31 protein-coding genes are annotated in these 23,742 nt (G+C 64.7%); 19 read left to right on the top strand and 12 right to left on the bottom strand.

Annotation, left to right across the window (positions count from 1 at the left end; all coding sequences use genetic code 11):
• Nucleotides 1–66: 66 nt before the first annotated feature.
• Nucleotides 67–1,187, top strand: a protein-coding gene (locus DPV74_RS06850) for an IS3 family transposase (protein WP_119336822.1) whose coding sequence is annotated in 2 segments (ribosomal slippage) — nt 67–325 and nt 325–1,187 — 1,122 coding nt in all. Because the reading frame shifts where the segments join, the coding sequence is not laid out codon by codon here.
• A 258-nt stretch (nt 1,188–1,445) separates the two neighbouring features.
• Here the strand turns inward: DPV74_RS06850 and DPV74_RS06845 are convergent.
• Entirely contained in the window at nt 1,446–1,955 is a 510-nt protein-coding gene (locus DPV74_RS06845) for a DUF2199 domain-containing protein (RefSeq protein ID WP_081058712.1), read from the bottom strand.
• A gap of 509 nt (nt 1,956–2,464) precedes the next feature.
• On the opposite strand from DPV74_RS06845, the gene DPV74_RS06840 reads away from it, so the two are divergent.
• The 9 genes from DPV74_RS06840 to DPV74_RS06800 all read left to right on the top strand — a co-directional run bounded on the left by DPV74_RS06840 (nt 2,465) and on the right by DPV74_RS06800 (nt 11,193).
• Entirely contained in the window at nt 2,465–3,601 is a 1,137-nt protein-coding gene (locus DPV74_RS06840; protein WP_059492719.1) for a muconate/chloromuconate family cycloisomerase, read from the top strand.
• A gap of 52 nt (nt 3,602–3,653) precedes the next feature.
• Nucleotides 3,654–4,598, top strand: coding sequence for a catechol 1,2-dioxygenase (gene catA / locus DPV74_RS06835; protein ID WP_091921742.1), 945 nt, complete (start codon nt 3,654–3,656; stop codon nt 4,596–4,598).
• Nucleotides 4,599–4,715: 117 nt separating this feature from the next.
• Nucleotides 4,716–6,074, top strand: a complete 1,359-nt coding sequence (locus DPV74_RS06830; RefSeq protein ID WP_091921744.1) for a Rieske 2Fe-2S domain-containing protein — start codon at nt 4,716–4,718, stop codon at nt 6,072–6,074.
• Entirely contained in the window at nt 6,071–6,559 is a 489-nt protein-coding gene (gene benB / locus DPV74_RS06825; protein ID WP_027792559.1) for a benzoate 1,2-dioxygenase small subunit, read from the top strand. The genes DPV74_RS06830 and benB overlap by 4 nt, the downstream gene beginning before the upstream one ends.
• A 39-nt stretch (nt 6,560–6,598) precedes the next feature.
• Nucleotides 6,599–7,621 (top strand): benzoate 1,2-dioxygenase electron transfer component BenC, encoded by a 1,023-nt coding sequence (gene benC / locus DPV74_RS06820; RefSeq protein WP_060084538.1) that lies wholly within the window; start codon nt 6,599–6,601, stop codon nt 7,619–7,621.
• A complete protein-coding gene (gene benD, locus DPV74_RS06815) occupies nt 7,618–8,394 on the top strand; it encodes a benzoate diol dehydrogenase BenD (protein WP_059693418.1) in 777 nt (258 codons plus the stop codon). The genes benC and benD overlap by 4 nt, the downstream gene beginning before the upstream one ends.
• 110 nt (nt 8,395–8,504) lie before the next feature.
• Complete coding sequence (locus DPV74_RS06810) at nt 8,505–8,903, top strand: RidA family protein (RefSeq protein WP_027792562.1); 399 nt, start codon at nt 8,505–8,507, stop codon at nt 8,901–8,903.
• Nucleotides 8,904–9,140: 237 nt separating this feature from the next.
• The gene (locus DPV74_RS06805) at nt 9,141–9,953 is read left to right on the top strand and encodes a creatininase family protein (protein WP_091921746.1); all 813 of its coding nucleotides are present in this window, start codon (nt 9,141–9,143) and stop codon (nt 9,951–9,953) included.
• 61 nt (nt 9,954–10,014) lie between these two features.
• Nucleotides 10,015–11,193, top strand: coding sequence for a YncE family protein (locus DPV74_RS06800; protein ID WP_091921748.1), 1,179 nt, complete (start codon nt 10,015–10,017; stop codon nt 11,191–11,193).
• A 57-nt stretch (nt 11,194–11,250) separates the two neighbouring features.
• Here the strand turns inward: DPV74_RS06800 and DPV74_RS06795 are convergent, their stop codons facing one another.
• Nucleotides 11,251–11,961, bottom strand: coding sequence for a response regulator (locus DPV74_RS06795; RefSeq protein WP_027792565.1), 711 nt, complete (start codon nt 11,959–11,961; stop codon nt 11,251–11,253).
• 671 nt (nt 11,962–12,632) lie between these two features.
• Between DPV74_RS06795 and DPV74_RS06790 the strand changes: the two genes are divergently transcribed.
• The 4 genes from DPV74_RS06790 to DPV74_RS06775 all read left to right on the top strand — a co-directional run bounded on the left by DPV74_RS06790 (nt 12,633) and on the right by DPV74_RS06775 (nt 14,229).
• On the top strand, nt 12,633–13,145 hold the full coding sequence (locus DPV74_RS06790; RefSeq protein ID WP_059693426.1) for a low affinity iron permease family protein: 513 nt from the start codon (nt 12,633–12,635) through the stop codon (nt 13,143–13,145).
• A 63-nt stretch (nt 13,146–13,208) separates the two neighbouring features.
• Nucleotides 13,209–13,580 (top strand): hypothetical protein, encoded by a 372-nt coding sequence (locus DPV74_RS06785; RefSeq protein WP_143066125.1) that lies wholly within the window; start codon nt 13,209–13,211, stop codon nt 13,578–13,580.
• Nucleotides 13,581–13,603: 23 nt separating this feature from the next.
• Entirely contained in the window at nt 13,604–13,972 is a 369-nt protein-coding gene (locus tag DPV74_RS06780) for a hypothetical protein (RefSeq protein WP_091921750.1), read from the top strand.
• Complete coding sequence (locus tag DPV74_RS06775; protein ID WP_226113495.1) at nt 13,969–14,229, top strand: hypothetical protein; 261 nt, start codon at nt 13,969–13,971, stop codon at nt 14,227–14,229. The genes DPV74_RS06780 and DPV74_RS06775 overlap by 4 nt, the downstream gene beginning before the upstream one ends.
• Nucleotides 14,230–14,252: 23 nt before the next feature.
• Here DPV74_RS06775 and DPV74_RS06770 read toward each other — a convergent pair whose 3' ends face one another.
• Nucleotides 14,253–14,792, bottom strand: coding sequence for a GNAT family N-acetyltransferase (locus tag DPV74_RS06770; RefSeq protein ID WP_027792568.1), 540 nt, complete (start codon nt 14,790–14,792; stop codon nt 14,253–14,255).
• 371 nt (nt 14,793–15,163) lie between these two features.
• Between DPV74_RS06770 and DPV74_RS06765 the strand changes: the two genes are divergently transcribed.
• A complete protein-coding gene (locus DPV74_RS06765) occupies nt 15,164–16,165 on the top strand; it encodes an AraC family transcriptional regulator (RefSeq protein WP_091921752.1) in 1,002 nt (333 codons plus the stop codon).
• Nucleotides 16,166–16,439: 274 nt separating this feature from the next.
• Here DPV74_RS06765 and DPV74_RS06760 read toward each other — a convergent pair whose 3' ends face one another.
• The 3 genes from DPV74_RS06760 to DPV74_RS06750 all read right to left on the bottom strand — a co-directional run bounded on the left by DPV74_RS06760 (nt 16,440) and on the right by DPV74_RS06750 (nt 17,670).
• A complete protein-coding gene (locus tag DPV74_RS06760) occupies nt 16,440–16,982 on the bottom strand; it encodes a carboxymuconolactone decarboxylase family protein (RefSeq protein ID WP_060194522.1) in 543 nt (180 codons plus the stop codon).
• A gap of 139 nt (nt 16,983–17,121) precedes the next feature.
• Nucleotides 17,122–17,343: a hypothetical protein gene (locus DPV74_RS06755; protein WP_021158205.1), complete on the bottom strand. Its 222-nt coding sequence runs from the start codon at nt 17,341–17,343 to the stop codon at nt 17,122–17,124.
• A gap of 63 nt (nt 17,344–17,406) precedes the next feature.
• Entirely contained in the window at nt 17,407–17,670 is a 264-nt protein-coding gene (locus tag DPV74_RS06750; RefSeq protein ID WP_059693440.1) for an HPr family phosphocarrier protein, read from the bottom strand.
• A gap of 357 nt (nt 17,671–18,027) precedes the next feature.
• On the opposite strand from DPV74_RS06750, the gene DPV74_RS06745 reads away from it, so the two are divergent.
• Together DPV74_RS06745 and DPV74_RS06740 are read left to right on the top strand one after the other, a co-directional pair.
• Nucleotides 18,028–18,372 (top strand): zinc ribbon domain-containing protein YjdM, encoded by a 345-nt coding sequence (locus DPV74_RS06745; RefSeq protein WP_021158207.1) that lies wholly within the window; start codon nt 18,028–18,030, stop codon nt 18,370–18,372.
• 40 nt (nt 18,373–18,412) lie between these two features.
• The gene (locus DPV74_RS06740) at nt 18,413–19,249 is read left to right on the top strand and encodes a spermidine synthase (protein ID WP_119336821.1); all 837 of its coding nucleotides are present in this window, start codon (nt 18,413–18,415) and stop codon (nt 19,247–19,249) included.
• A gap of 44 nt (nt 19,250–19,293) precedes the next feature.
• Here the strand turns inward: DPV74_RS06740 and DPV74_RS06735 are convergent, their stop codons facing one another.
• Together DPV74_RS06735 and DPV74_RS06730 are read right to left on the bottom strand one after the other, a co-directional pair.
• Nucleotides 19,294–19,479: a ribbon-helix-helix protein, CopG family gene (locus DPV74_RS06735; protein ID WP_021158209.1), complete on the bottom strand. Its 186-nt coding sequence runs from the start codon at nt 19,477–19,479 to the stop codon at nt 19,294–19,296.
• A 95-nt stretch (nt 19,480–19,574) separates the two neighbouring features.
• A complete protein-coding gene (locus DPV74_RS06730) occupies nt 19,575–20,333 on the bottom strand; it encodes a YoaK family protein (RefSeq protein WP_027792573.1) in 759 nt (252 codons plus the stop codon).
• A 251-nt stretch (nt 20,334–20,584) separates the two neighbouring features.
• Here DPV74_RS06730 and DPV74_RS06725 point away from each other — a divergent pair, with 251 nt between their 5' ends.
• A complete protein-coding gene (locus tag DPV74_RS06725) occupies nt 20,585–20,935 on the top strand; it encodes a hypothetical protein (protein ID WP_027792574.1) in 351 nt (116 codons plus the stop codon).
• Nucleotides 20,932–21,144: a twin transmembrane helix small protein gene (locus tag DPV74_RS06720; RefSeq protein ID WP_006489184.1), complete on the top strand. Its 213-nt coding sequence runs from the start codon at nt 20,932–20,934 to the stop codon at nt 21,142–21,144. Before DPV74_RS06725 ends, DPV74_RS06720 begins: the two co-directional genes overlap by 4 nt.
• Before the next feature lie 178 nt (nt 21,145–21,322).
• On the opposite strand, the gene DPV74_RS06715 is transcribed toward DPV74_RS06720, so the two are convergent.
• The 4 genes from DPV74_RS06715 to DPV74_RS06700 form a co-directional block, all read right to left on the bottom strand.
• Nucleotides 21,323–21,640 carry a hypothetical protein gene (locus DPV74_RS06715; protein WP_119336820.1) on the bottom strand — a complete coding sequence of 106 codons (318 nt, stop codon included), beginning with the start codon at nt 21,638–21,640 and terminating at the stop codon, nt 21,323–21,325.
• 570 nt (nt 21,641–22,210) lie between these two features.
• Nucleotides 22,211–22,423, bottom strand: coding sequence for a 30S ribosomal protein S21 (gene rpsU, locus DPV74_RS06710; protein ID WP_021158214.1), 213 nt, complete (start codon nt 22,421–22,423; stop codon nt 22,211–22,213).
• A 33-nt stretch (nt 22,424–22,456) separates the two neighbouring features.
• A complete protein-coding gene (locus tag DPV74_RS06705; RefSeq protein WP_027792577.1) occupies nt 22,457–22,666 on the bottom strand; it encodes a hypothetical protein in 210 nt (69 codons plus the stop codon).
• A 47-nt stretch (nt 22,667–22,713) separates the two neighbouring features.
• On the bottom strand, nt 22,714–22,998 hold the full coding sequence (locus DPV74_RS06700; protein ID WP_027792578.1) for a hypothetical protein: 285 nt from the start codon (nt 22,996–22,998) through the stop codon (nt 22,714–22,716).
• Nucleotides 22,999–23,742 lie beyond the last annotated feature (744 nt).

The raw sequence follows: 23,742 nt of genomic DNA, 5'->3' as shown, positions 1-23,742 counted from the left end.
ACCTGCCCCCTGCAAACAGGGCCAGCTGGAGTCTAGTAAAGTTCGTTTTCGGAGAAGAAGACGAACATGAAGAAGCGCTTTACGGAACAGCAAATCATCGGGTTTCTGAAGGAAGCCGAAGCCGGTATGGCAGTCAAGGAACTGTGCAGGAAGTACGGGTTCAGTGACGCGTCGTTCTACACCTGGCGCGCGAAGTTCGGCGGCATGGAAGTCTCGGAAGCCCGCCGGCTCAAGGACCTCGAGGTGGAGAATGCCCGGCTGAAGAAACTGCTGGCCGAAGCAATGCTCGATATGGAAGCGTTGAAGATCGTCGTCAAGGGAAAGCCCTGAGCCCGCAAGCCAAACGCGAAGCAGTGTCGGCGATTCGGGAGAAGATCAACATCTCCGAGCGCCGCGCCTGCAGGCTTGTCGGGCTTTCTCGCAGCGTGCTGCATTACGACGCGAAGCCGGACCACGAGAATGAGGTGCTCGCGGCGCGTCTGGTGGAGTTGGCGCACGAACGTCGTCGATTCGGCTACCGCCGACTGCACGCCCTGATGGAGCGCGAAGGCACGCACGTCAATCACAAGCGCATCTATCGCCTGTACCGTGAGGCAGGGCTGGCTGTGCGGCGCCGTCGCAAGCGCCATGGCGTCATGATTGAGCGCGAGCAACTGGCATTGCCGGGCGCGCCCAACGAGGTGTGGTCAATCGATTTCGTGATGGATGCGCTTTCCAACGGCCGGCGCGTGAAGTGCCTGACCGTCGTCGACGACTTCACGAAAGAGGCTGTCGACATCGTCGTCGACCATGGCATCTCAGGTTTGTATGTCGCTCGGGCATTGGATCGTGCAGCTCGCTTCCGTGGCTATCCCAAGGCGGTGCGAACCGACCAGGGCCCCGAATTCACGAGCCGCGCGCTTGACCAGTGGGCGTATGCGAACGGCGTCACGCTGAAGTTGATTCAGGCGGGCAAGCCAACGCAGAATGCGTACATCGAATCGTTCAACGGCAAGTTCCGCGACGAATGCCTTAACGAGCACTGGTTCACAACGCTCGCGCACGCTCGGGCTGTCATCGCGGCATGGCGTCAGGATTACAACGAGCAAAGGCCGCACAGCGCACTGAACTACCTTGCGCCGTCAGAGTTTGCGGCGAAACATCGGGCAACCGCGGATACTCCTGCCGCTTTCCAGGAGCTGGTTTAAAGGAACTTTGCTAGAAGCCCATTGGCTCTATTGAAGGGGGCAGGTCATACGGCCCGTAGTGCTGCAACCTCGTCTAAGGTTGCGCGAACAAGTGCAATCCGGTCTGCCATTTGGATCATGTATGTGGCAACGCTGCAAGCTTAAATTGTCGACGATTATGGAACTAGCAACGATTGACCAAAACTGGCCGGATGACGTCCATTTCATGATCCGGAAACCGCGCAATGCTGCTGCCAAAAGGTCCTCCTGACCGATTGTTTAGGCGTTGTCTCCATGAACCATAAGGGCATAAATTTCTGCCACACGTTCGACGGAAATTCCATTTCTTTGCTCAATCGCCAAAGAATGGTCGGTTGGCTCAAGTTCGATGTAGGGGCGAATTCCATCGTCACGCAAGTGAACCCGAGTTTTAAGATTCATGGTGTCGGGATATGGTTTTAGCCAAGCATTAAGCCATCCAAAGAATGGCCCGACATGAGAACGTTTGCGTTCTTCATAGCATTTCACCCATTCAACGTAGCTGGCCCGGCTAAGAGACACCCAGACTCCCCAGGAGAACGGCTCAGTTTCACCGTGAACGGGGATTTCGATGCAGCCGAGAACGAAGAAATATTCTTCGTCGATTACACAGTCGTCGCTGCCCAGATCACAACGCACCTCTCTCTCGGCGATCGGTACTTCGTAGTAGCTTAACGGTGCAGGAGCACCAAAGCTCGGCATGCCTTCGTGAGTTTGTCCGCACGTAGCGCATTGAAAGGCGAAGGACATAGTAGGTACCAGTGAAGGCGATGACCGAATTGTCGACGATCTAAGTGACCATGTCGACTGACCGTTCATGGCCGACAGCGCCCGTCAGCCTCTGATGAACAACGGACATCGACAACGAACGTCGACACCCGCCAACCCAATTCCTTCCGGTTGTTCGCGGAAACCGACGCCGAAGCTGAAGGCCGGACGGCCAGCCGCACCATTTTCCCCGTCAGGAAAACCCTGATCGACTCGGCAGGCCGCCGGTTTCAGGCCGTTTTCCCGCCGCCACAAGCCGCCGCAGTGCGCCCCCGTCCAAACCGTACCCCGCACCCGCACGACCGCGCCCCATCAAGCCTCTCAGCCCGCATACCTAGCCAAAACAGGTATGGCGCACCGCAGTATTCAGCGTGATGAGCGTGAATTCAATACCTGCCAGGTATCAAAAATCCCGCCTAAAAGTATTGGACGCTCCATCTGGCCGGGACGTATAAATCGCCTCAAGAACTTCACCCCCCACGGCGTGCCCCATGTCCTCCGTCACCATCGAACGTATCGAAACCCGCCTCGTCGACCTGCCGACGATCCGCCCGCACAAGCTGTCGGTGGCCACGATGCACGGCCAGACGCTGATGCTCGTGAAGGTGTTCTGCAGCGACGGTGTGACGGGCCTCGGCGAAGGCACGACGATCGCCGGCATGGCCTACGGCCCGGAAAGCCCCGAAGCGATGAAGCTCGCGATCGACGCGTACCTCGCACCGGCGATCGTCGGCAAGGATGCGACGCGCATCCAGACGCTGATGGCGTTCCTCGGCAAGCTCGCGAAGGTCAATCACTTCGCGAAAAGCGCGCTCGAAACCGCGCTGCTCGACGCGCACGGCAAGCGGCTCGGCGTGCCGGTGAGCGAGCTGCTCGGCGGGCGCCGGCGCGATCGCCTGCCGGTCGCATGGACGCTCGCGTCGGGCGACACGGCCACCGACATCGCCGAAGCCGAGCGCATGCTCGACCAGCGCCGCCACAACGTGTTCAAGCTGAAGATCGGCGCGAAGGCGCCCGAGACGGACATCCGGCACGTGGCCGAGATCAAGAAGGCCGTCGGCGATCGCGCATCGGTGCGCGTCGACGTGAACATGGCGTGGAGCGAAACGCAGGCCGCGCGCGCGATTCCGGCGCTGGCCGATGCCGGCTGCGAACTGGTCGAGCAGCCGGTGGCCTCGGCCGCGGCGCTGGCGCGCCTGATGCGCCGCTTCCCGGTCGCGCTGATGGCCGACGAAATCCTGCAGGGCCCCGACAGCGCGTTCGAGATCGCGAAGCATCACGGCGCGGACGTGTTCGCGATCAAGATCGAACAGAGCGGCGGCCTGTTCGCCGCGCAGCGCGTGGCCGCGATCGCGGACGCGGCCGGCATCGAGCTGTACGGCGGCACGATGCTCGAAGGCGCGTTCAGCACGGTGGCGTCCGCGCACCTGTTCGCGAGTTTCGCGAACCTGCAGTGGGGCACCGAACTGTTCGGGCCGCTGCTGATCACCGAAGAGATCCTGACGCAGCCGCTCGATTACAGCGACTTCGAACTGACCGTGCCGGACGGCCCCGGTCTCGGCATCGAACTCGACGAGGACAAGGTCAGGCGTTTCACGCGCGACGGACTCACCCGCGTCGCGCGGTAGCCCGAGTCAGGCACAGCCGTCATTCCCCCCAAATACACGTGGAGACACCATCATGAGCGTCAAAGTTTTCGAAACCCGGGAAGTGCAGGATCTGCTGAAGGCCGCGTCGAACGCGGGCGCGGACAGCACGAAGGGCGGCAACGCGCGCACGCAGCAGGTCGTGCTGCGGCTGCTCGGCGACCTGTTCAAGGCGATCGACGATCTCGACATCACGCCCGACGAAGTGTGGGCCGGCGTGAACTACCTGAACAAGCTCGGCCAGGACGGCGAAGCGGCGCTGCTCGCGGCCGGCCTCGGCCTCGAGAAGTTTCTCGACATCCGAATGGACGCCGAGGACGAAGCGCTCGGCCTCGACGGCGGCACGCCGCGCACGATCGAGGGGCCGCTGTATGTCGCGGGCGCGCCGGTGCGTGACGGCGTCGCGAAGATCGACCTCGATGCGGACGACGGCGCGGGCCCGCTCGTGATCCACGGCACGGTCACCGGTGTCGACGGCAAGCCGGTGGCCGGCGCGGTGGTCGAGTGCTGGCATGCGAACTCGCACGGCTTCTACTCGCACTTCGACCCGACCGGCAAGCAGAGCGACTTCAACCTGCGCGGCGCGGTGAAGACGGGTGCCGACGGCAAGTACGAATTCCGCACGCTGATGCCGGTCGGCTACGGCTGCCCGCCGCAGGGCGCGACGCAGCAGCTGCTGGACAGCCTCGGCCGCCACGGCAACCGCCCGGCGCACGTGCACTTCTTCGTGACCAGCGACGGCCACCGCAAGCTGACGACCCAGTTCAACATCGACGGCGACCCGCTGATCTGGGACGACTTCGCGTATGCGACCCGCGAGGAGCTGATCCCGCCCGTCACCGGCAAGACCGGCGGCGCCGCGCTCGGCCTGAAGACCGATGCGTACCAGGACATCGAGTTCAACTTCGTCCTGACGCCGCGCGTCGAGGGCAAGGACAACCAGATCGTCGAACGCCTGCGCGCTTCCGCCACGGCCTAACCGCCCGACGGCAGGGCGGCGCGCAGGCGCCGCCGCCGGCCGGGTTCCCGCGAGATTCAACCGATTACCGATGCGAGCGTGCTTGCAGGACGCGGCACGCGCATGGGAGGAGCCATCATGTCCGCCACGATCGATCAAGCCACCGACCTGGATCACCTGCTCGCCACCGCCGTGCAGGACGACAAGGAGGCCGGCGTATTCCGCTGCCGCCGCGACATCTTCACGAACGCCGAGCTGTACGAGCTCGAGATGAAGCACATCTTCGAAAGCAACTGGGTGTACCTGGCGCACGAAAGCCAGATTCCCGAGAACAACGATTACTACACGACGTGGATCGGCCGCCAGCCGATCGTGATCACGCGCGACAAGACGGGCGAGCTGCACGCGGTCATCAATGCCTGCGCGCACAAGGGCGCGATGCTGTGCCGCCGCAAGCACGGCAACAAGGGCAGCTTCACGTGCCCGTTCCACGGCTGGACCTTCTCGAACACCGGCAAGCTGCTGAAGGTGAAGGACGAGAAGACGACGGAATACCCGGTGCAGTTCAACACGCACGGTTCGCACGACCTGAAGAAGGTCGCGCGCTTCGCGAACTATCGCGGCTTCCTGTTCGGCAGCCTCAGCGCCGACGTGCTGCCGCTCGAGGACTACCTCGGCGAGGCACGCGTGATCATCGACCAGATCGTCGACCAGGCGCCGAACGGGCTCGAGGTGCTGCGCGGCAACTCGTCCTACATCTACGAAGGCAACTGGAAGATGCAGATGGAGAACGGCTGCGACGGCTACCACGTCAGTACCGTGCACTGGAACTACGCGGCGACGATGGGCCGCCGCAAGGAAGACGGCACCAAGGCCGTCGACGCGAACAGCTGGAGCAAGTCGGTCGCGGGCGTGTACGGCTTCGACAACGGCCACATCCTGCTGTGGACGCAGACGATGAACCCGGAAGTGCGGCCCGTGTACCAGCATCGCGATGAAATCAAGGCGCGCGTCGGCGACGTGCAGGCCGACTTCATCGTCAACCAGACGCGCAACCTGTGCGTGTACCCGAACGTGTTCCTGATGGACCAGTTCAGCACGCAGATCCGCGTGGTGCGGCCGCTCGGCGTCGACAAGACCGAAGTCAGCATCTTCTGCTTCGCGCCGAAGGGCGAGAGCGAGGCCGACCGCACGACCCGCATCCGCCAGTACGAGGATTTCTTCAACGTGACGGGCATGGGCACCGCCGACGATCTCGAGGAGTTTCGCGCGTGCCAGGCCGGTTATGCCGGCATCACGGCGATGTGGAACGACCTGTCGCGCGGCGCGCCGCTGTGGGTCGACGGCCCGGACGAGAACGCGAGGAAGATGGGGCTGAACCCGCGCATTTCCGGTGAACGCAGCGAGGACGAAGGGCTGTTCGTGTGCCAGCACGAACACTGGGTGAACGTGATGCGCGATGCGCTGAAGAAGGAACGCGGGGAGGTGGCAGCATGAGCTTCGATTACCGGACTGTCTGCGCCGCGCTGTATCGCGAAGCGCGCCTGCTCGACGATCGCCAGTGGGACGAGTGGCTGACCTGCTACACGGAGGACGTCACGTACTGGATGCCCGCGTGGGACGACGATGACCGGCCGACCGACGATCCGCAAAGCCAGATCTCGCTGATGTATTACGCGGACCGCGGCGGCCTCGAGGATCGCGTGTTCCGGATCAAGACCGAGCGCAGCGGCGCATCGACGCCCGAGCCGCGCACCAGCCACAACGTGACGAACGTCGAGGTGCTGGCCGAACGCGAGAACGAAGTGGACGTGCGCTACAACTTTCACACGCTGAACCACCGCTACCGCGTGACCGATCACTTCTTCGGCACGATGTTCGTCACGTTGCGCAAGGCGGGCGATGAGCTGCTGATCTCGTACAAGAAGATCGTGCTGAAGAACGACTACATCCGGCAGGTGCTCGACGTTTATCACGTCTGACGCTGTTGTTTTGTCATGAAAGGAAGTGGAGGTGACGCCATGTCCAGCTACAAGATTGCACTGAACTTCGAGGACGGGGTAACCCGCTTCATCGACTGCAAGGCCGGCGAGAAGGTTCTCGATGCGGCCTTCCGCGCGAAGATCAACCTGCCGATGGATTGCTCCGACGGCGTGTGCGGCACCTGCAAGTGCCGCGCCGAAAGCGGCCGCTACGATCTCGGCGACGACTACATCGACGACGCGCTCACCGAAGACGAAAAGGACGGCGGCCTCGTGCTGACCTGCCAGATGGTGCCGCAAAGCGATTGCGTGATCGCGGTGCCGACGTCGTCGGTCGCGTGCAAGACGGGCCAGAGCGGGTTCGCGGCCACGGTGACGAAGGTCGAGCAGCACAACGATGCGGCCGTCGTGCTCGAACTCGACGTCGGCACGGCCGCGCCGGTGTTCCTGCCGGGCCAGTACGTGAACATCGACGTGCCGGCGAGCGGCCAGCACCGTTCGTATTCGTTCTCGTCGGCGCCGGCCGACGCGAAGGTGAGTTTCCTGATCAAGAAGATTCCCGGCGGCGTGATGAGCACGTGGCTCGAATCGGCGCAGCCCGGCGACACGCTGGAACTGCACGGGCCGCTCGGCAGCTTCTACCTGCGCGACGTGCAGCGGCCGCTGCTGTTCCTCGCGGGCGGCACGGGGCTCGCGCCGTTCCTGTCGATGCTCGAAGTGCTCGCACGCAGCGGCTCGCAGCAGAAGGTGCACCTGATCTACGGCGTGACGCGCGATCTCGATCTCGTGCTCGTCGATGCGATCGAAGCGTATGCGGCGAAACTGCCGAACTTCAGCTTCGCGACGGTCGTGGCCGACGCGGCGTCGAACCATCCGCGCAAGGGCTGGGTCACGCAGCACATCCCGGCCGATGCGCTGAACGACGGCGACGTCGACGTGTATCTGTGCGGGCCGCCGCCGATGGTCGACGCGGTGCGCAAGTATTTCGACGACGAAGGCGTGAAGCCGCACAGCTTCCACTACGAGAAGTTCACCCCCAACGTCACGGCAAAGGCGGCATGATCATGCAACGATTCTCAGGCAAGGTCATCGTCGTCACGGGTGCCGCGCAGGGCATCGGCCGCGGCGTCGCGCTGCGCGCGGCGGCCGAAGGCGGCAGGGTGCTGTTCGTCGATCGCGCGGATTTCGTCGCCGAGGTCGCGGCCGAAGCGACGGGCGGCGAGACGGCCGGGTTCGTCGCCGATCTCGAAACGTACGAAGGGGCGCATGCGGCGATCGCGCACGCGGTGCAGACGTTCGGCGGCATCGACATCCTGATCAACGGCGTGGGCGGCGCGATCCGCATGCGGCCGTTCGCCGAATTCGAACCCGCGCAGATCGACGCGGAAATCCGCCGTTCGCTGATGCCGACGCTCTACACGTGTCACGCGGTGCTGCCGCACCTGCTCGCGCGCGGCGGCGGCACGATCGTCAACATCTCGTCGAACGCGACGCGCGGGATTCGCCGGGTGCCGTACTCGGCGGCGAAAGGCGGCGTCAATGCCCTGACGTCGGCGCTCGCGATGGAATATGCGGAACACAACATCCGGGTCGTGGCCACCGCGCCGGGCGGCACCAGCGCACCGCCGCGCCGCGTGCCGCGCAATGCGGCCGGCGACAGCGAACAGGAACAGGCATGGATGGGCGAAGCCGTGCGCCAGGTCACGGAATCGACATACCTCAAACGCTACGGCAGCCTCGACGAGCAGATCGCGCCGATCCTGTTCCTCGCATCCGACGAGGCGAGCTACATCACCGGCACGGTGCTGCCGGTCGCGGGCGGCGATACGGGTTGAGCCGCGCGTCGTCGCGCCGCCTGGCACGTGTTCAGGATGTTCGTCGACAACCCAGCCACCTATCCACCCACCAACCGGCCGGCGCGAAGACGCCGGCCATGGAGACTTCCATGCGTGATCGCAAAGCCATCGTTCCGGCGGGAATGGAAGCCGTGTACGAGAAGATCGGCTATGCGCCCGGCCTGAAGGTCGGCGATACGCTGTACGTATCCGGCCAGATCGGCCGCGATGCGGCGATGCAGCTCGTCGAGGATCGTGAAGCACAGATCGTGCAGGCGTTCGAGAATCTGAAGCGGGTACTGGACGCGGCGGGTGCATCGTTCAGCGACGTGGTCGACCTGACGACCTTCCATACCGACATGCGCGACCTGCCGTTGTTCATGCAGGTGCGCGACCGCTACCTCGATGCGCACCCGAAGCCGGCATGGACGGCGGTCGGCGCGCACATGCTGGGCGGCGCGCCGGGCTATATCGTCGAGATCAAGGCAGTGGCCGTGTTGCCGGCGTGACGCGTGCGGGCGGGAGGCCGGCACGAGGCGACGTAGCGCACGCATCGAATCGACCCGACTCGCCGCGTGCCGGCATGGAGCGAGAGACTTCGCGATCCGCCGGTCAATCCTGACGAAATGCTTTCTCGCGACGTCGGGCCGTGCGTCGTTGCGCCGCGGTCGGCGACAAGTCGCGCGAGTTCGTTTATGGTGCGAGGGAACGCAGCGTCATCTCTTTCCTTCCGTCGAGAATCCGCGATGAAATGCCTGCCACGCGTCGCCTTCGCCGCCCTCGCTTTCACCGTCGCGCAAGCCGCGTTCGCCGAGGTGTCCGCCACGGTGCGTCTCGAAGACATGACCTGGACCGAGCTGCGCGACAGCATCCGGGCCGGCAAGACCACCATCCTGATTCCGGTCGGCGCAACCGAGCAAAGCGGGCCGTACGTCGCGCTGGGCAAGCACAATGCGCGGGTCGCGGTACTGTCCGAGCGGATCGCGCAAGGCCTCGGCAACGCAATCGTCGCCCCCGTCATCGCTTATGTGCCCGAGGGCGGTTATGCGCCGCCGACGTCGCACATGCGCTTTCCCGGCACGATCACCGTGCCCGACGACGTCTTCGAAAAGACCCTCGAGTCCGCAGCCAACAGCTTCCGGGTCCATGGCTTCACGAACATCGTGTTCCTCGGCGACCACGGCGGTTACCAGAACGACATCCGGCAGTCGGTCGCGCGGCTGAACAAGTCGTGGGCCGGCACGGGCGCGCGCGCGTTCGTGCCGGCCGAGTATTACGGCACCAGTTCCGACGGTTACGACCGGATCCTGCGCGAGCACGGCGTGCCGGCCGCGGACATCGGCACGCACGCGGGGCTGGCCGATACGTCGCTGCTGCTGGCGGTCGCGCCGGGCATGGTCAGGGTCGACAAGCTGCGCAACGCCTCGAAGCCCGGCGCCGCCGACGGCGTCTACGGCGGCGATCCGCGTCATGCGAGCGTCGAACTCGGCCGGCTCGGCACCGACGCGATCGTGTCGCGCACCGTCGACGCGATCAGAAGGGACACCGCCGGCCGCTGACGCCGCCGCGCCATTACGCCGCCTTTGCCGTCGTTCCATTCCATCGAACCGGGACATCGTCATGCAACCGCGCCTTCGCCGTCACATCCGCTTCCCCCGTCCCGCGATCGTCGTCGCGGCTGCGCTGGCCGGCTTTTGCGCCCAGGGTGCGATCGCGGCGTCCGCCGTCGCGGCCGTACCCGGCATGCCGCCCGTGATCAACCCCGACAACCTGTACGGCGAGGCACGGGCCGGCCGCATGAGCGCGGCGGTGGCGGGCGCGCTGCCGCGCATCTATGTGCCGAACCTGCGATCGAACGACGTCTACGTGATCGACCCGGCCACGTACAAGGTCGTCGACCGGTTTGCCGTCGGCCGCAGCCCGCAGCACGTCGTGCCGGCGTGGGACCTGCGGACGCTATGGGTCGCCAACAATGCGGAAGGGCGCACCGACGGCAGCCTGACGCCGATCGATCCGAAGACGGGCAAGCCCGGCCCGGCAGTGAGCGTCGACGATCCGTACAACATGTATTTCACGCCCGACGGCAAGGAGGCGATCGTCGTGGCCGAGGCGCATGCGCGGCTCGACTTCCACGACCCGGGCACGATGGCGCTGAAATCGAGCCTCGAGGTGCCGCAATGCAAGGGCATCAACCACGCGGACTTTTCGATCGACGGCCGGTATGCGCTCTTCACGTGCGAGTTCGGCGGCAAGCTCGCGAAGATCGACCTGGTGAATCGCAAGGTGCTCGGTTACCTCGAACTCGACCGGAAAGGGATGCCGCAGGACATCCGCGTGTCGCCGGACGGCAAGGTGTTCTATGTCGCCGACATGATGGCGGACGGCATATACGTCGTCGACGGCGACCGCTTCGCGAAGACCGGTTTCATCCCGACCGGCGTCGGTACGCACGGGCTGTATCCGAGCCGCGACGGCACGAAGCTCTATATCGCGAATCGCGGCTCCAATCTCGTCCACGGGCCGCGCCACGGCAAGGGCAGCGTATCGGTGCTCGACTTCGCGACGCGCAAGGTGATCGCGAACTGGCCGATCCCCGGCGGCGGCAGCCCCGACATGGGCAACGTCAGCGCGGACGGCAAGACGCTGTGGCTGTCGGGCCGCTTCGACGACGTCGTCTACGCGATCGACACCACGAGCGGCGCGGTTCGATCGATTCCCGTCGGCATGGAGCCGCACGGCCTGACGGTGTGGCCGCAGCCGGGGCGCTATTCGCTGGGCCATACCGGCAACATGCGGTAGGGCGGCGGACGGTCAGGGCGCGCGGTCGTGCGCTCGCGTGTCACGACCGGCGGTGCATCACTCCCACGCGTGCTTGCTGAACTGATAGCCCTTGCAGCGGATCGTCTTGATGCGCTTCGGTTCCGTCAGGTCGTCGCACAGCTTGCGGCGCAGCTTGGAGATGCGGCCGTCGATCGAGCGGTCGAAGCCGTCGAACTCGATTCCGCGTAACAGCTGCGTCAGGTCTTCCCGGCTGACCACCTCGCCGGCGCGGCAGACGAGGGCCCACAGCAGGTCGAATTCGGTCGAGGTCAGGCGCGGCGCGCTGCCGTCGGGAAGGCGAATCTTGCGATCCGCGCGGTCGATCGAAAACTTGCCGAACTCGAATCGCTGCGGCGATGCCGGCGCGCCGTCGACCGGGCGCAAGCGCATCCGTCGCAGGTGGGCCTTGATCCGCGCGAGCAGGATGCGCGGCTCGACCGGCTTGCGGAGAAAGTCGTCCGCGCCGAATTCCAGGCCGAGCAACTCGTCGAACTGCTCGTTGCGGGCCGTCATCATGATGACGATGCCGTCGTACTGCATGCGTGCGTCGCGGCAGATTTCGAAGCCGTCCTTGCCCGGCAGGTTGATGTCGAGCAGCACCAGGTCGGGGCGGCGCGCGACGATCGTGGACACGGCGTCGGTGCCGTCGAACAGCGTGTCCACCTCGTACTGATGCATGCGCAGATAGTCTGCGATCAGCGAGGACAATGGGACGTCGTCTTCGACGAGCAGGATTCGGATGGGCATCGCTAAACGAGGGGGCGAAACGGGAAAGTGGCGAGCGCTCAGGCCCGTCCGAACATGGGGAAGCCGAAGAGACGCGCATGATACTGAGAAACATTCCGGCAGAATGTGGCGAAATCTGCATCGTTCGGTGAGCCTCGCCGCGGGCGGCGCGTCGCCGCGTTGCAGGAAGGCGAACGCACGAAGATGCGGCGTCGTGTTTAGTCGAACGACGCGATGTACGCGTAAACACGTTCGGAGCGGTATCCGGCGTGCAACCGGCTGAAATACCGGGCGGGATGTCGTTCGTGCGGAAACGTTTGCGAAAGCGCCGCGCATGCGGGTATCGCGCACGCTCGCCAGAGCAAAACCGGTAAAGATTGCTCTACATATCATTACAAAATATTACCTGCCGGGTGGCGTGCGGCCCGCCGTATCGCCGCGGGAGATTGCCTTCGCGCTACCGTCGGATAGCCTTGCGCAACCGCGACACCTCCTGCTCCGACACCGGCGCCGCACGATTGCCTCACGCGCTGCGTACACCTGACCACCGATGGCGACGCGCGGGCGCGGCCGTCGGGCACGCACGTTGCTCGGCTGTGGGCGGCGCCCGCCTGCGGGCGCGGAACCGCGTGCCGTTGCGCACGGCGGGCCCGCGCGTGCGCCGATATCGACATTCGTATCCGGGAGGCGCCATGCGTGAATCGAACGATCCATCCCGCGCCAGGACGGGCCCGGGCGGCCGGGCCACGACCGATCCCCGGGCCGTCACGGTCAGGCACCCCGTCACGCGCGCGTTCGAACGCTTCGCGTCGCACGTGACCGTGTGGGCCGGTTCGCCGGTCGCGTTCGGCAGCGCGGTCGCCATCACGGCGCTGTGGCTCGTCACCGGCCCGCTCTTCCACTATTCGGATGCATGGCAGCTCGTCATCAATACCGGGACGACGATCGTCACGTTCCTGATGGTGTTCCTGCTGCAGCGAAACCAGAACCGCGACAGTGTCGCGATGCACCTGAAGCTCGACGAACTCGTGGCCGTCACGCACGCGGCGAGCGACCGGCTGATCGGGATCGAGGACGCGTCGGAGGAGGAGTTGCGCGCGATGGCGCAGACCTACCTCGACATGGCGAAGCGGGTGGCCGCCGGGGACGGTAATCCGGATGGCGATCGCGACCGCGAGCCGGCGGAGCCTTCGCCGGAATCCTGACGGACGTGACGCTGCACGGCTGCACACGATCGGCTCGCGGCCGGCGGACGATTTTTCAACCGCTTGTCATTTCTGTCCATGCGGCGCGGCATACAGCGCATTCGCGCGATGAGCGCATCGTGGCGTGCCGTCCGCTGCCGGGCGGAACGCGCGAAGCGGGCGGCATCCAGCACGCGCGTGCGGCCGAAGCGCTTCGATGCGATGTCCGGCAGCGGCGCTGCCGACGGTGTGCAGTCGAGCATGCTTCCGGCAAAAACGCTTGCGGAATTCCGCTGTCTCGAACGCCGCCTGTGTGAGTCGAACCCCCGCCAGGCAAGGTTACTCGACATATCATTACAAACTATTACCGATGTCGCCGCGTATCGTTCCCTACAATTTCGCTTCCTGATGCGCGCGCATGATGCGCCGCGAATTCGTCCGTCATGCGGACGGTGACAGGCAACTGACGGGAAGGCGACATGATGCCGTGGCAAGTCGTGCAGAGTCTCGAAGCGCTCACGAACGCGATCGAAGCCGCGGTGGCGCGGGCCGACTGGGCCGGGGCCGTCCGGGCCGCCGAGACGCGTTCGCGGTTCGTGCTTGCGCTGGCGCCCGATCAGCCGGACGAGGTCGTGTCGGCGCTCGGGAGAATGCAGGAGACCGATGTCCGGATCTCCATCGTCGCACGCGAAACGTTGCAGGCGCTCGTTGCCGAGGGCTGGGCGGCGTTGCACGACACGCGGGCGGCGACGCATGCGTTGAAGGCCGGGCAGCGCGCGCTCGACGCGGACGCTGCGGCATCGCGATGCGCGCCCCGCGCCGACACGCGATTCGCGCTTCGTCATTGAGCGCGACGCTGATATCCGCTTTCTTGGGTGGCAGGATGAGATTCAGAAAACGTACCGCCTACGTCGATGCCACACGATGGTTCGTCGATGGCGACCATGACCGGGTGGCGCGGCGCCACGACACGTGGGCAGTCGCGACGCCGGAAGGCTGGCGTCCGGTGAAGCCGGGCGACTGGATTCTGCTCGACGAAAGCGGGAACTGCTGGCCGATGGACAACGGCCTCTTCCTGCGCTTTTACGAACCGGCCTTGGACTGACGTGACCGACGAACCACGCTCGCCTATCGGCGCTTGCGCGAAAACAGCAACGAATCGGCGTCGTTGAAGCGGATACGCTGCGGCTCGCCATAACCCGCCTTCTCCGCGACGCGGATCGATGCAACGTTGGTCGGCGCGATCACGCATACGCTGCGCTCGAACCGTTGCTGCCCGTCGAGCCATGCAAGCGCCGCCGCGAGCGCCTCGGTCGCGTAGCCCTTGCCGTGCGCCCACGTCGCGAGAGCCCAGCCGGCTTCCGGCACACCGCGAATCGACGGCTCGATGAGCCGGTGGAAATCGGCGAAGCCGAGGTCGCCGACATAACGGCCCGACGCCTTCTCGCGAATCGCCCAGTAGCCATAGCCCAGCAGCGGCCACAGCCCGCGATACGCGAGCATGCGCATCCACGAGTCGCGCGGCGCGGACGGCTCGCCGTTGAAGATGTGCTCGACGACCTTGGGCTCGGCCCACATCGTGGCGAGCGCATCGAAGTCGCCGAGCGGATGGCCTTCGAGGATGAGGCGCGGCGTGTCGAGAACGGGCGGGGAAGAGACAGGCGGCATCGTGGTTTCCGAGAAAGAAGGGGGAGCATGGGACGGCCGGGCCGTCGGCACGTCGACGCCGCGCTGGTCGGGGCCCGTTCACGCGCTCGCCGGCAGGTCGGGCGGCGGTGTGGGTCGGTGAGCGGCGGCGTGCGGTCGGCGGTACGCGAGTGCGCCACGCTGCGAGCGGGCATGTCCATTTCGGCAAGACAGGGCGCGGGAATGATAGCAAAACCCTTGTCGCGGCGGGCGTCGCGTCCGGCGGCCGCGAGTGATGCCGGTGCGTCGACGGCGTCGAACCGGAAACGTGCGCGATCGCAGCGGCTGGCCGCGCGATAATCGGACTTTCATGCGGCGCACGCCGCACTTCCGATGTGCGTTCACCCCTCGACATGACACTCGAATCCGACTGGCTGAGCCGCTTCATGGCGCTCGTCACGGTTACCGGGAAGCTCGAAATCCGCTGCGCGTTCGGCGCGCCGTGGGCGGTCACGTATGAACGATCGCCTGCGTGCGAGATCCCGTATCACGTGGTGCTGCGCGGCCGCGCGATCCTAGAGAATCCCGACGACGGCTCCGTGCGCGAACTCGGCGGCGGCGACCTCGTGCTGTTGCCGCACGGTTCCCCGCACGTGCTCCACGACGGCAGCGGGTTGCCGCCGGTGCCGGCGGTCAAGCGGCCCGGCGGTCACGTCTTCATCGGCGAGAACGCGGGCACCGGCGAGCGGCTGGACATGCTGTGCGGACGTTTCGGGGTCGCGCCGCCGCACGACCGACTGATCCGGCGCCACCTGCCGGCCGATCTCGTCGTGCGCGCGGTGGCGGACAGCCGCACGGCGGACGCGCTGGCCGCCACCGCGCGGCTGACCGCCCTCGTGGAGCTGATGCGCGCGGAATCGCTCGAGCAGCAACTCGGCGGTCTCGCGATCCTCGACGCGCTGTCGGCGGCACTGTTCGCGCTCGCGCTGCGCGCGATCAGCGAATCGGGGCAGGCGCCGACCGGCCTGCTGGCGCTGGCCGGCCAACCGCGTCTCGCGCCCGCGATCGTCGCGATGCTCGACGATCCGGCAAGGCCGTGGACGCTGCCCGAACTGGCCGCGCTGTGTAGCATGTCGCGCGCGACCTTCATGCGTCATTTCCAGTCGAAACTCGGGCATTCGGCCGCCGATCTGCTGACGGATATCCGGATGAGCCTCGCCGCGAATGCGCTGCGCCGGCCGTCGGCCAGCGCGGAGGCCGTGTCGGCCGACGTCGGTTATCAGTCGGTGGCTGCGTTTCGCCGCGTGTTCACGCGTTGGGCGGGGATGACGCCAGGTGAATGGCGGCGCCAGTCGTTCGGTGGTCCGCGCGACGCGGCGGCATCGGACGACGGCGTGGCCGGCGATGCGGAGTAAATGCGAAGGAGGCGGCGCTTGCTGCGGTTCGATGCAATCGCAGACGGATCGGCCAGATGTCGGCGCACGGTTCGACGCCGGGTCCATCGCTACGGTTGTCCGGCTCGACGAACAACTCGGCGGCAGCGCGGCACTTCAGGTTTTCCGATCCCCCAGGCAGCGCCGTGGCCGTCATCCAGACGGCACGCCCGCCGCAGCAATGGAGCCGGCGACGGGCGCGATCGAAACGGCAGCGGCACCGCATGCCGTCCCGATGCTCTTGCAGCCGCGCGACTTACTTCACAGGCGGGAAATCGACGACCGTGTCGTTGATGCGGTTGAACGTGTTGGTGAAGATCGTCAGCGCGATCGCGAGCGAGATTTCCGCGAGTTGCGTGTCCGTGTAGCCGGCTTCGCGGATCGCCGCGAATTCGTCGTCGGTGATCGTGCCGCTCGTCCGTTGCAGGTTCAGCACGAAACGGATCAGTGCGTCGCGCTTCGCGTCACCGGTGTTCGGCTCGCGCGAACGGATCGCGCGCAGTGCGTCGGCCGACAGGCCGGTCATCTTGCCGAGCAGGTTGTGCGCGGCGACGCAGTAGTCACACCCGGTATCGGCGCTGACGAGCAGCTTGATCGTTTCGAGATCCTGCCTGGTCAGCGTGCCGCCGGCGAGCACCCCTTCGGCGTCGAGCACGGCCGAGAGCGCGTTCGGCGCGAGATGGCCGACGGCGGCGAACAGGTTGGGGACAGTGCCGCCGGCGACCTTGCGGACTTGTGCGTACACGTCGGCGGTTGCGCCGGTGGCGGTTTCGATGGCGGGGATGGCGATGCGGCTCATGACTGGCTCCTTGATCGGAAAGTTGACGCCCGTTCGTTCGGGGTGACTCCACTTTAGAAGCGCAGGGCGATCCTCATAAGGCGCAAAATCGCCATTGTGATGCTCAAAAGGATCAAGTCGATTCGCCGCCGCCGACGGTCTACTTCCGGCTTTTCAGGAAGGTCCGCCCTTCGGCCGTGATCGACGCGCCGGAGCGGCCGTGCGCGGAATGGCTGACGAAGCCCGCGCTGACGAGTTCCCGCGCGATCGACCAGCCGAGCGCGGGCGCATCGCGCCCGTAGCGGACGTCGGCGAGGCGCTCGAGCGCCCAGATGGCGGAGGCCGACAGGTTCGGGGTGTTGGACGTGAAGTTGTCGCTCATCGCTTCCTCGTGAAAAGGGGATTCGGGGTGGGCGGGATGCCGTGACGCTGGGTGGTGCGCAAATCAGCGCGCTTGCAGCACGGGCAGCAGCGCCTGCAGCGCCGCCTCCTCGTCGGGGCCGGTGGCCAGCACTTGCGCGGACGCGCCGCCGTGCACCTGCAGCGCCGCGATGGCGGCGCTGTCCTTCGCGTTGCTGCTGATCCCGTTCGCGATCAGCAGGATGTCGCTTTCGAAGCCGCGCGCCGCGTCGACGGCTGCTTTTCGTGCGGCGCCGCCGCGGTTGCGGTTCCAGGCGGGGCCGATTTCAACGTACACGACGGTTGCCACGATGTCGGAAAGCCTCTGAACGGAGAATCGGTGTGCGGTGCCAGGCCGGCGGTGCGCCTGGCGCGCGTGAAACACGCTTTCCCGCGAAACCCGGAGCAGCCGTCGGCGAGGCCGGGGTGTGTGCATCCTGCTTGGATGTGCCGGCATTCTCGTGGAAACGGGTTGCAAATCCGGCGAACGGCACGAAAGTGGTGATTATAATACAGCGGTCAAGATATGTGAATTGCATTATAATGCCGTGTGCGCCGACGGCGGTCCGCCGATCCGTCGGCGCGTGCCGTCAGGCCGGCCGGGCGACGCTGCCAGCGCGCCCGGCATTTTTATCGACGACCCAACTCCTCCTGAATGGAAGCTGCAATGAACGCCGCCCCTGCCTGCCCGCAATGCGCGATGGAAAACACTTACCCGGACGGCACGCTGACCGTATGCGCGGACTGCGGCCATGAATGGTCGGCCGGTGCCGGCGCCGAAACCGGTGACGAGCCGGCCGGCGACGTCGTCAAGGACGCGAACGGCAACGTGCTGTCGGATGGCGATTCGGTCGTGCTGATCAAGGACTTGCGCGTGAAGGGCTCGTCGATCACGCTGAAGATGGGTACCAAGGTCAAGAGCATCCGGCTCGTCGGCGGCGATCACGAGGTCGACTGCAAGACCGACATGGGCGGCTTCATGCTGAAAGCCTGCTACCTGAAGAAGGTCTGAGTGCACCCGCGCCAATCGACTGCTTGATCGACAGCCCACCATGGCCGAGGAACGATTTTCCTACGATGCGTTCGTCAGGTTCCTGGCGACGCCGCTGAACGACGGCCGGCCTTTCGTGCTGGAGACGCAGCACGCACTTTCGCTCCATTTCGATCATATCGGCACGCAGAGCTTCATGTCGCTCCGGGATCCGGGCCGGCTCGAACTCGGCTATACACGCGTGATGATGGGCTTTCTGCTGCTGCAGCCGGAGCCTGCGCACATCTGCATGCTCGGGCTCGGCGGCGGTTCGCTGGCGAAGTACTGCTACCGGCACCTGCCCGGTGCGGCGATCGACGCGGTCGAGATCAACCCGGACGTGATCGCGCTGCGGGACGTATTCAGGATTCCTGCCGACGACGGCCGGTTCACCGTGGTGTGCGCCGACGCCGCGGATCACCTGGAAAGGGCGGATGTCCGGACGGACGTGATCCTGCACGACGCGTTCGTCGCGGACGGCATGCGTGGCCGGTGCACGGGTGCGGCATTCCTCGCGGCATGCCGGGCGCGCCTGAGTGATACCGGCGTACTGGCGATCAACTTCATGGACGACGATCCGGCATTGCCGCAACATCTCGAGCAACTGCGAGCGGTGTTCGGTGCGTCGTATACGCTGGTGCCGTGCGGCGACGACAACAACTACATCGCATTTGCGTGGAAGGGCGGCCAGCGGCTGCCGTCACTCCGCATCCTGCTCGAACGCGCACTTGCGTGCACACAGGCCGGCGAGCTCAAGCTGGCGGCCACGGCGAGACGCATGAAGGCCGGGGAGTGCATCGAGCCGCAGCGGCTGGTGCAGCGTACGCAGCCTAAGGGGCGGTGGGAGATTGGCGCATAAGTGGCGTCAAGCGGCGTCAAGTGGCGCCGCGTGCGCGGCCGCGCTTACTTCACGCGCTTGCCGAGCGCGCTCTTGGTCTTGTACGTCACGCCGTGACGGTCGAGATACTCGCGGATCAGTTGCCGCACGACTTGCGAAGGCGTGAGATCCTGCTCTGCGCAGAGCATCTCGAATGCTTCCTTCTTCGCGGGATCGATCAGGACGGTCAGGCGGGCGGTTTTTGTTTCCATTGCGGGCGAGGGTGGTCGGTATGTTAATCAAATTATAATCGATGAGCCTTCGGCGCTACTACCGGGCACGCGGGGAAACGCGGCCGGGTGCGCGCTCAACGCTTGCTGCGGACCAACGCGAGCAGGTCGTCGATCACCGGTACGATCGCCAGCGTGACGAGCACCGCGGCGAGCGGCACGGTCGATACGTAGCCGACATGCTTGAAGCCGATTGCGCCGGCCAGGCCGCCGATGAAGAACGACGAAAGCATCGTTGCATGAATCCGCAGCTTCGAGCGGTTGGCGACCACCGCATGCGCGTCGACGTCGATCGCCGACCGGTTCCAGTAGAACAGCTTCCCGAGTTCGATGCCGAGGTCGGTCACGATGCCGGTCATGTGTGTGGTGCGGATCTCCGCGCCCGACAGCTTCGTGATCGTCGCGTTCTGAAGCCCCATGATGAAACACAGCAGCGTCACGGTCACCGGTACGAAGAAGGTTTCCCACAGCGCGAGATGGCTGCCGAGCAGCCCGAACAGAAGCAGCAGCGCGGCCTCGACCAGCAGCGGCAGCATGAACTGGCTGTGCAGGCCGCGACGGCGGCCCCAGTTGACGAGGATCGCCGAGCAGCTGGCACCGATCAGGAACGACCCCAGCGAGCTGATGCCGGCCAGCGCGAGCCGCACGTCGCCGAGCGCCGTCTGGTCGGCGATCGCCGATACGATGCCGCTCATGTGCGACGTGTATTGCTTGACCGCGAGGAAGCCGCCGGCATTGGCCGCGCCGGCGACGAACGCCAACGAAAACCCGAGCTGACGGTTTGCGTTCGCGCTGCGGTGTTTTCCCGTCAGGTTTCGAAAGTACTGCGCTGGCATGGTGGCTTCGCTCAATCGCCGCGGATCGCGGGCACGGACATGAAAACCGGCGCCGGGCGGCAGGGCGGGAACGCCGCATGCGTACGGGCGCCGGGTCTCTTGAATCATGTGACGAACATGATAATGTCATTATCATACTCTGTCAGCCGTATGGGGCTGACAGTACAATGTCGTGCTGCGCGGACCGGCCGCGGCTTCGCTGCCGCATTGCCGTGCCGCCCGCATTCGCGATCACTTCTGCCCACCGTTTCATGACCCCGATCAAGTTCATCCTTCGCTACACTGCGATCCCGTTCACGGCCATCGTGGCCGTGGTGATCTGGACAGTCATACCATCGTCGAAAGAGATCGATGCGAGACAATATGCGGCGCTGTCGCGCGCATACGCGAGTTTCCCGCTGCCGTTCCGGCGCGAGATCTCGGAAACGATGGACCACGGCCGGATCAACGACCGGCGCTACCAGGCGCTCGTGCGCGATTCGCTGGGCAACGGCGTCGCGCTGGACTGGCCGGCGTCGGGCGTCGGCGCGCTCGCCGACGAGCGGCAAAAACTGGCCGAACTGATTCAGGCCGATTCAGATCTTCAAGGGCATCACCAATGAAAACTCTGCTGGTTTCCGTGGCATTCGCGATGATCATCGCGAGCCTGATCTTTGCGCTGTATTTCATGAATCACGATCGCGGCAAGTCCAAGCGGATGGCATGGTCGCTCGCGGCACGCGTCGGGCTGTCGGTCACGCTGTTCCTGTCGCTGCTGATCGCTTACAAGCTGGGCTGGATCGAACCGACGGGGTTGCCGATCGGCCGCTGAACGACGGGTGCCCCGTTGCAGCCGGGGCGTTCGCGGAAATTCGCGTTTTTCGAGGCGAGTGACGTTGCGATTGCGTACGCGACGTAACGGGCGGAGGGATGGCCGGGTCGTTCAATCCGGCTGAAGGCAAAGGGGCGGCGGCACAACTGCGGCTCGAGCTTCGGGCATCGTGGATGCGTTACTGCCTGGGGTGCTTCATTTCCTCGGCTTCCATCGCGGCGAGTCGTTCCTCACGTGCGGATACGGACTCCATGGCTTCGTCGATCGAGGCCAATGCATATTCGCAGGCCAGTTTCACTTCTTCGACGGTAGCCTCCGGCGTCTGGTCGTCGCTTGGCGGAGGGGAAAGCATGTCTCCGAGCATCATCGCCAACTCAGGGGTGTCCCACGCTTCGCCCTTTTGCGCCTTTTTCTTTATATGGTGCCGGATTTCCGCGTCCTGCTCGGGCGAGAGCGGAAGGTGTCGAAACGTGTTGCCTGGGTTGGCGTCGATCATGATGGTGCTCCTGGGATTGCTCCCTGCAATGCGCGTGCACCCGGAAAAAGAGGGGCGAAGAAGGAGTCGGCTCCTATCTTCGGGAGCGTGAGTCCTGAATGCGTTCGAGGCGGGCCAGGAGTTCGTCCACTTGGAGTGAGAGAACCTTGTTGCGCTCGGATTGCGTGCGGAGCTTGTTGAGCTTGACTCTCCAGTACGCTGGATCGTTGACGGTCGATCTGTTGATGAACGCGTGTTGCGCTTGCTCAAGCAGCCCGATTGATCGTCTGATATGGGCCAACTCGCGTTCCGCGTCGCAGTACCAGCTCATGTTTTTCGCCTTCTGATTATGGTTTTCATTTTGACTTGCTGCACGGCGAGCGCACGTGCGCTCGCTCGAAAGGCGATGCTGGAGTCAATTTCGGGCAGCACCACGGCTGCACGGCGTGACGAGCGTACTGATCATCCTTCTTGCTGCTGCGAGGTGGCCGGCCGGCTTGCCGCCTGCGTCGTCCGGCCGCGGTAATTCATGCCGGGGGCCGAGATGGCGACGCAAGCGGGCCCCCGGCAGGCACGGCGTGCACGATGTTCCTAGAACATTTTGCGGGGCGGCATCAGGCGCTTCGTCCGCAGGCGCTGCCTGGCAACGGCGCTGGCCTTTTTCCGCTTGCGCTCCGTCGTGGGCTTTTCGTAGCTGGTGCGACTGCGCAACTCCCGAATCAACCCGGTCTTCTCGATACTGCGCCGGAATCGTCGCAGCGCGACATCGATTGGTTCGTTGATCTTCAGTGTGATGGTTGTCATGTAACTCCTGGTTGAAAACGGTCGACGGGAAAACTAGCCGAGTCGTGTCATGACGGTGCTTGCGATCTCGTCAGATTCGAATTCCGAATACCCGGCTCCGATTGAAAATGCGCGCACAGCCGCGAACATCTGCAGCTCCTGTTGATGACATAGCGCGGAACGGGTCATTCCAGCGGGCAGGACAGCGTCGCTCCGAGTGACCTTGCACCCTCTGATCAGGTCAAGAAGTTCGTCGACGATCATTTCGTCCTCCAAATTGCTGGAAAGTTACTTTGCCATCGTGAGTCGCGTCAGACGGCGCTCGAAAAGAAGCCCTGCTTTTCGCGATTTTCGTCGATGACACTTTCGGCATAGCGCAATGACGCACGACGTGCATCACCGGCGGTATCGAACGGACTGTCGTCGAGAAGCCTGAAAGTCTGGCTCTGCGTCAGCGTATCGGTGGTGCCGCGAAGACAAATCTTGACCGCTGCGTCGAAGCCGGCATCGTAGTTATGCGGGTTGCCATCCAACGCAGGCACGTGTGGGTAAATCAGTGGATAGATCTCGAATCCACGGTAAATATGCATGCTCATCATGAACTCCCGGCGATCGATTGCGGCGACTCGCAAGGACGAGCGTATGCAGCCAGCATCGCCTGATGCATGGCGCGGCGGGTCGGTGTGTAAGGGACAAACGTTGCGAGCGAGGCGGTACGCGACGCAACACGGTGGCGAGTGGAGGGCGAGCGGGCAAACAGCAAACGGGCGCTCGAATGAAACCATCATACGCGCATCGTCGATCGGGTGTCCATCTTATTTCGACCGCGATGAGGCAACTGCCTCGACAACCAGTCGACGCCGGTCATTCATGCCTTATACGGAAAACGACACCTCTCCCGATTCCGCGACATGGGGCAGGGGGGCATGTACCTGACGTTGCTTGCCGAAATTGTGACGGCCGTCGAATCGACAGGGAGCCAGCGTCTGGACGTCAGTGCGAAGGCGGCGTCAGTTGCCAGCCGATGCACGCCATTCCGTGATGCGCGCGGTAAGCTGCTGCGATCATTCGATTGGCGTTCCACGAAACGGGATTCGGCACGTAGCGCGCATGCACTCGCAGCCGGGCGTCGACAGAAATGATGTTGCCACCGGGGAGGCTGCGCAAAGGCTTCTGCCAACTTTCGACAGGGCCGTCACGACGGGGACGCTCGTGGTCGCGCGTTGTCCGGATCGCAAGTTTGATTTACCTATAGTGGTGTTGTGATAAGAAAACTTATCCCGATGATGTTGATCGGAATGAATCCCATCGGAGGAGGGCAGCATCGATGGCGTGACTGA

Origin of the sequence: Burkholderia sp. HAN2018 (assembly GCF_024704855.1) — a bacterium.
Classification (GTDB): Bacteria; Pseudomonadota; Gammaproteobacteria; order Burkholderiales; family Burkholderiaceae; genus Burkholderia; species Burkholderia cepacia.
The sequence above is the reverse complement of the archived record's forward strand: the minus strand, read 5'-3'. Positions and strand labels throughout refer to the sequence as shown.

What these genes read in the sequence shown, in the direction of transcription:
- DPV74_RS06730 (WP_027792573.1), bottom strand. Translation starts at nt 20,333, where the DNA reads ATGCCAGCGCAGTACTTTCGAAACCTGACGGGAAAACACCGCAGCGCG.
- benB (WP_027792559.1), top strand. Translation starts at nt 6,071, where the DNA reads ATGAGCTTCGATTACCGGACTGTCTGCGCCGCGCTGTATCGCGAAGCG.
- DPV74_RS06755 (WP_021158205.1), bottom strand. Translation starts at nt 17,343, where the DNA reads ATGAGCGACAACTTCACGTCCAACACCCCGAACCTGTCGGCCTCCGCC.
- DPV74_RS06830 (WP_091921744.1), top strand. Translation starts at nt 4,716, where the DNA reads ATGTCCGCCACGATCGATCAAGCCACCGACCTGGATCACCTGCTCGCC.
- DPV74_RS06790 (WP_059693426.1), top strand. Translation starts at nt 12,633, where the DNA reads ATGCGTGAATCGAACGATCCATCCCGCGCCAGGACGGGCCCGGGCGGC.
- DPV74_RS06780 (WP_091921750.1), top strand. Translation starts at nt 13,604, where the DNA reads ATGATGCCGTGGCAAGTCGTGCAGAGTCTCGAAGCGCTCACGAACGCG.
- DPV74_RS06715 (WP_119336820.1), bottom strand. Translation starts at nt 21,640, where the DNA reads ATGATCGACGCCAACCCAGGCAACACGTTTCGACACCTTCCGCTCTCG.
- catA (WP_091921742.1), top strand. Translation starts at nt 3,654, where the DNA reads ATGAGCGTCAAAGTTTTCGAAACCCGGGAAGTGCAGGATCTGCTGAAG.
- DPV74_RS06725 (WP_027792574.1), top strand. Translation starts at nt 20,585, where the DNA reads ATGACCCCGATCAAGTTCATCCTTCGCTACACTGCGATCCCGTTCACG.
- DPV74_RS06805 (WP_091921746.1), top strand. Translation starts at nt 9,141, where the DNA reads ATGAAATGCCTGCCACGCGTCGCCTTCGCCGCCCTCGCTTTCACCGTC.
- DPV74_RS06735 (WP_021158209.1), bottom strand. Translation starts at nt 19,479, where the DNA reads ATGGAAACAAAAACCGCCCGCCTGACCGTCCTGATCGATCCCGCGAAG.
- DPV74_RS06700 (WP_027792578.1), bottom strand. Translation starts at nt 22,998, where the DNA reads ATGAGCATGCATATTTACCGTGGATTCGAGATCTATCCACTGATTTAC.
- DPV74_RS06795 (WP_027792565.1), bottom strand. Translation starts at nt 11,961, where the DNA reads ATGCCCATCCGAATCCTGCTCGTCGAAGACGACGTCCCATTGTCCTCG.
- benD (WP_059693418.1), top strand. Translation starts at nt 7,618, where the DNA reads ATGATCATGCAACGATTCTCAGGCAAGGTCATCGTCGTCACGGGTGCC.
- DPV74_RS06845 (WP_081058712.1), bottom strand. Translation starts at nt 1,955, where the DNA reads ATGTCCTTCGCCTTTCAATGCGCTACGTGCGGACAAACTCACGAAGGC.
- DPV74_RS06770 (WP_027792568.1), bottom strand. Translation starts at nt 14,792, where the DNA reads ATGCCGCCTGTCTCTTCCCCGCCCGTTCTCGACACGCCGCGCCTCATC.
- DPV74_RS06760 (WP_060194522.1), bottom strand. Translation starts at nt 16,982, where the DNA reads ATGAGCCGCATCGCCATCCCCGCCATCGAAACCGCCACCGGCGCAACC.
- DPV74_RS06740 (WP_119336821.1), top strand. Translation starts at nt 18,413, where the DNA reads ATGGCCGAGGAACGATTTTCCTACGATGCGTTCGTCAGGTTCCTGGCG.
- DPV74_RS06800 (WP_091921748.1), top strand. Translation starts at nt 10,015, where the DNA reads ATGCAACCGCGCCTTCGCCGTCACATCCGCTTCCCCCGTCCCGCGATC.
- DPV74_RS06745 (WP_021158207.1), top strand. Translation starts at nt 18,028, where the DNA reads ATGAACGCCGCCCCTGCCTGCCCGCAATGCGCGATGGAAAACACTTAC.
- DPV74_RS06705 (WP_027792577.1), bottom strand. Translation starts at nt 22,666, where the DNA reads ATGATCGTCGACGAACTTCTTGACCTGATCAGAGGGTGCAAGGTCACT.
- rpsU (WP_021158214.1), bottom strand. Translation starts at nt 22,423, where the DNA reads ATGACAACCATCACACTGAAGATCAACGAACCAATCGATGTCGCGCTG.
- benC (WP_060084538.1), top strand. Translation starts at nt 6,599, where the DNA reads ATGTCCAGCTACAAGATTGCACTGAACTTCGAGGACGGGGTAACCCGC.
- DPV74_RS06720 (WP_006489184.1), top strand. Translation starts at nt 20,932, where the DNA reads ATGAAAACTCTGCTGGTTTCCGTGGCATTCGCGATGATCATCGCGAGC.
- DPV74_RS06840 (WP_059492719.1), top strand. Translation starts at nt 2,465, where the DNA reads ATGTCCTCCGTCACCATCGAACGTATCGAAACCCGCCTCGTCGACCTG.
- DPV74_RS06810 (WP_027792562.1), top strand. Translation starts at nt 8,505, where the DNA reads ATGCGTGATCGCAAAGCCATCGTTCCGGCGGGAATGGAAGCCGTGTAC.
- DPV74_RS06765 (WP_091921752.1), top strand. Translation starts at nt 15,164, where the DNA reads ATGACACTCGAATCCGACTGGCTGAGCCGCTTCATGGCGCTCGTCACG.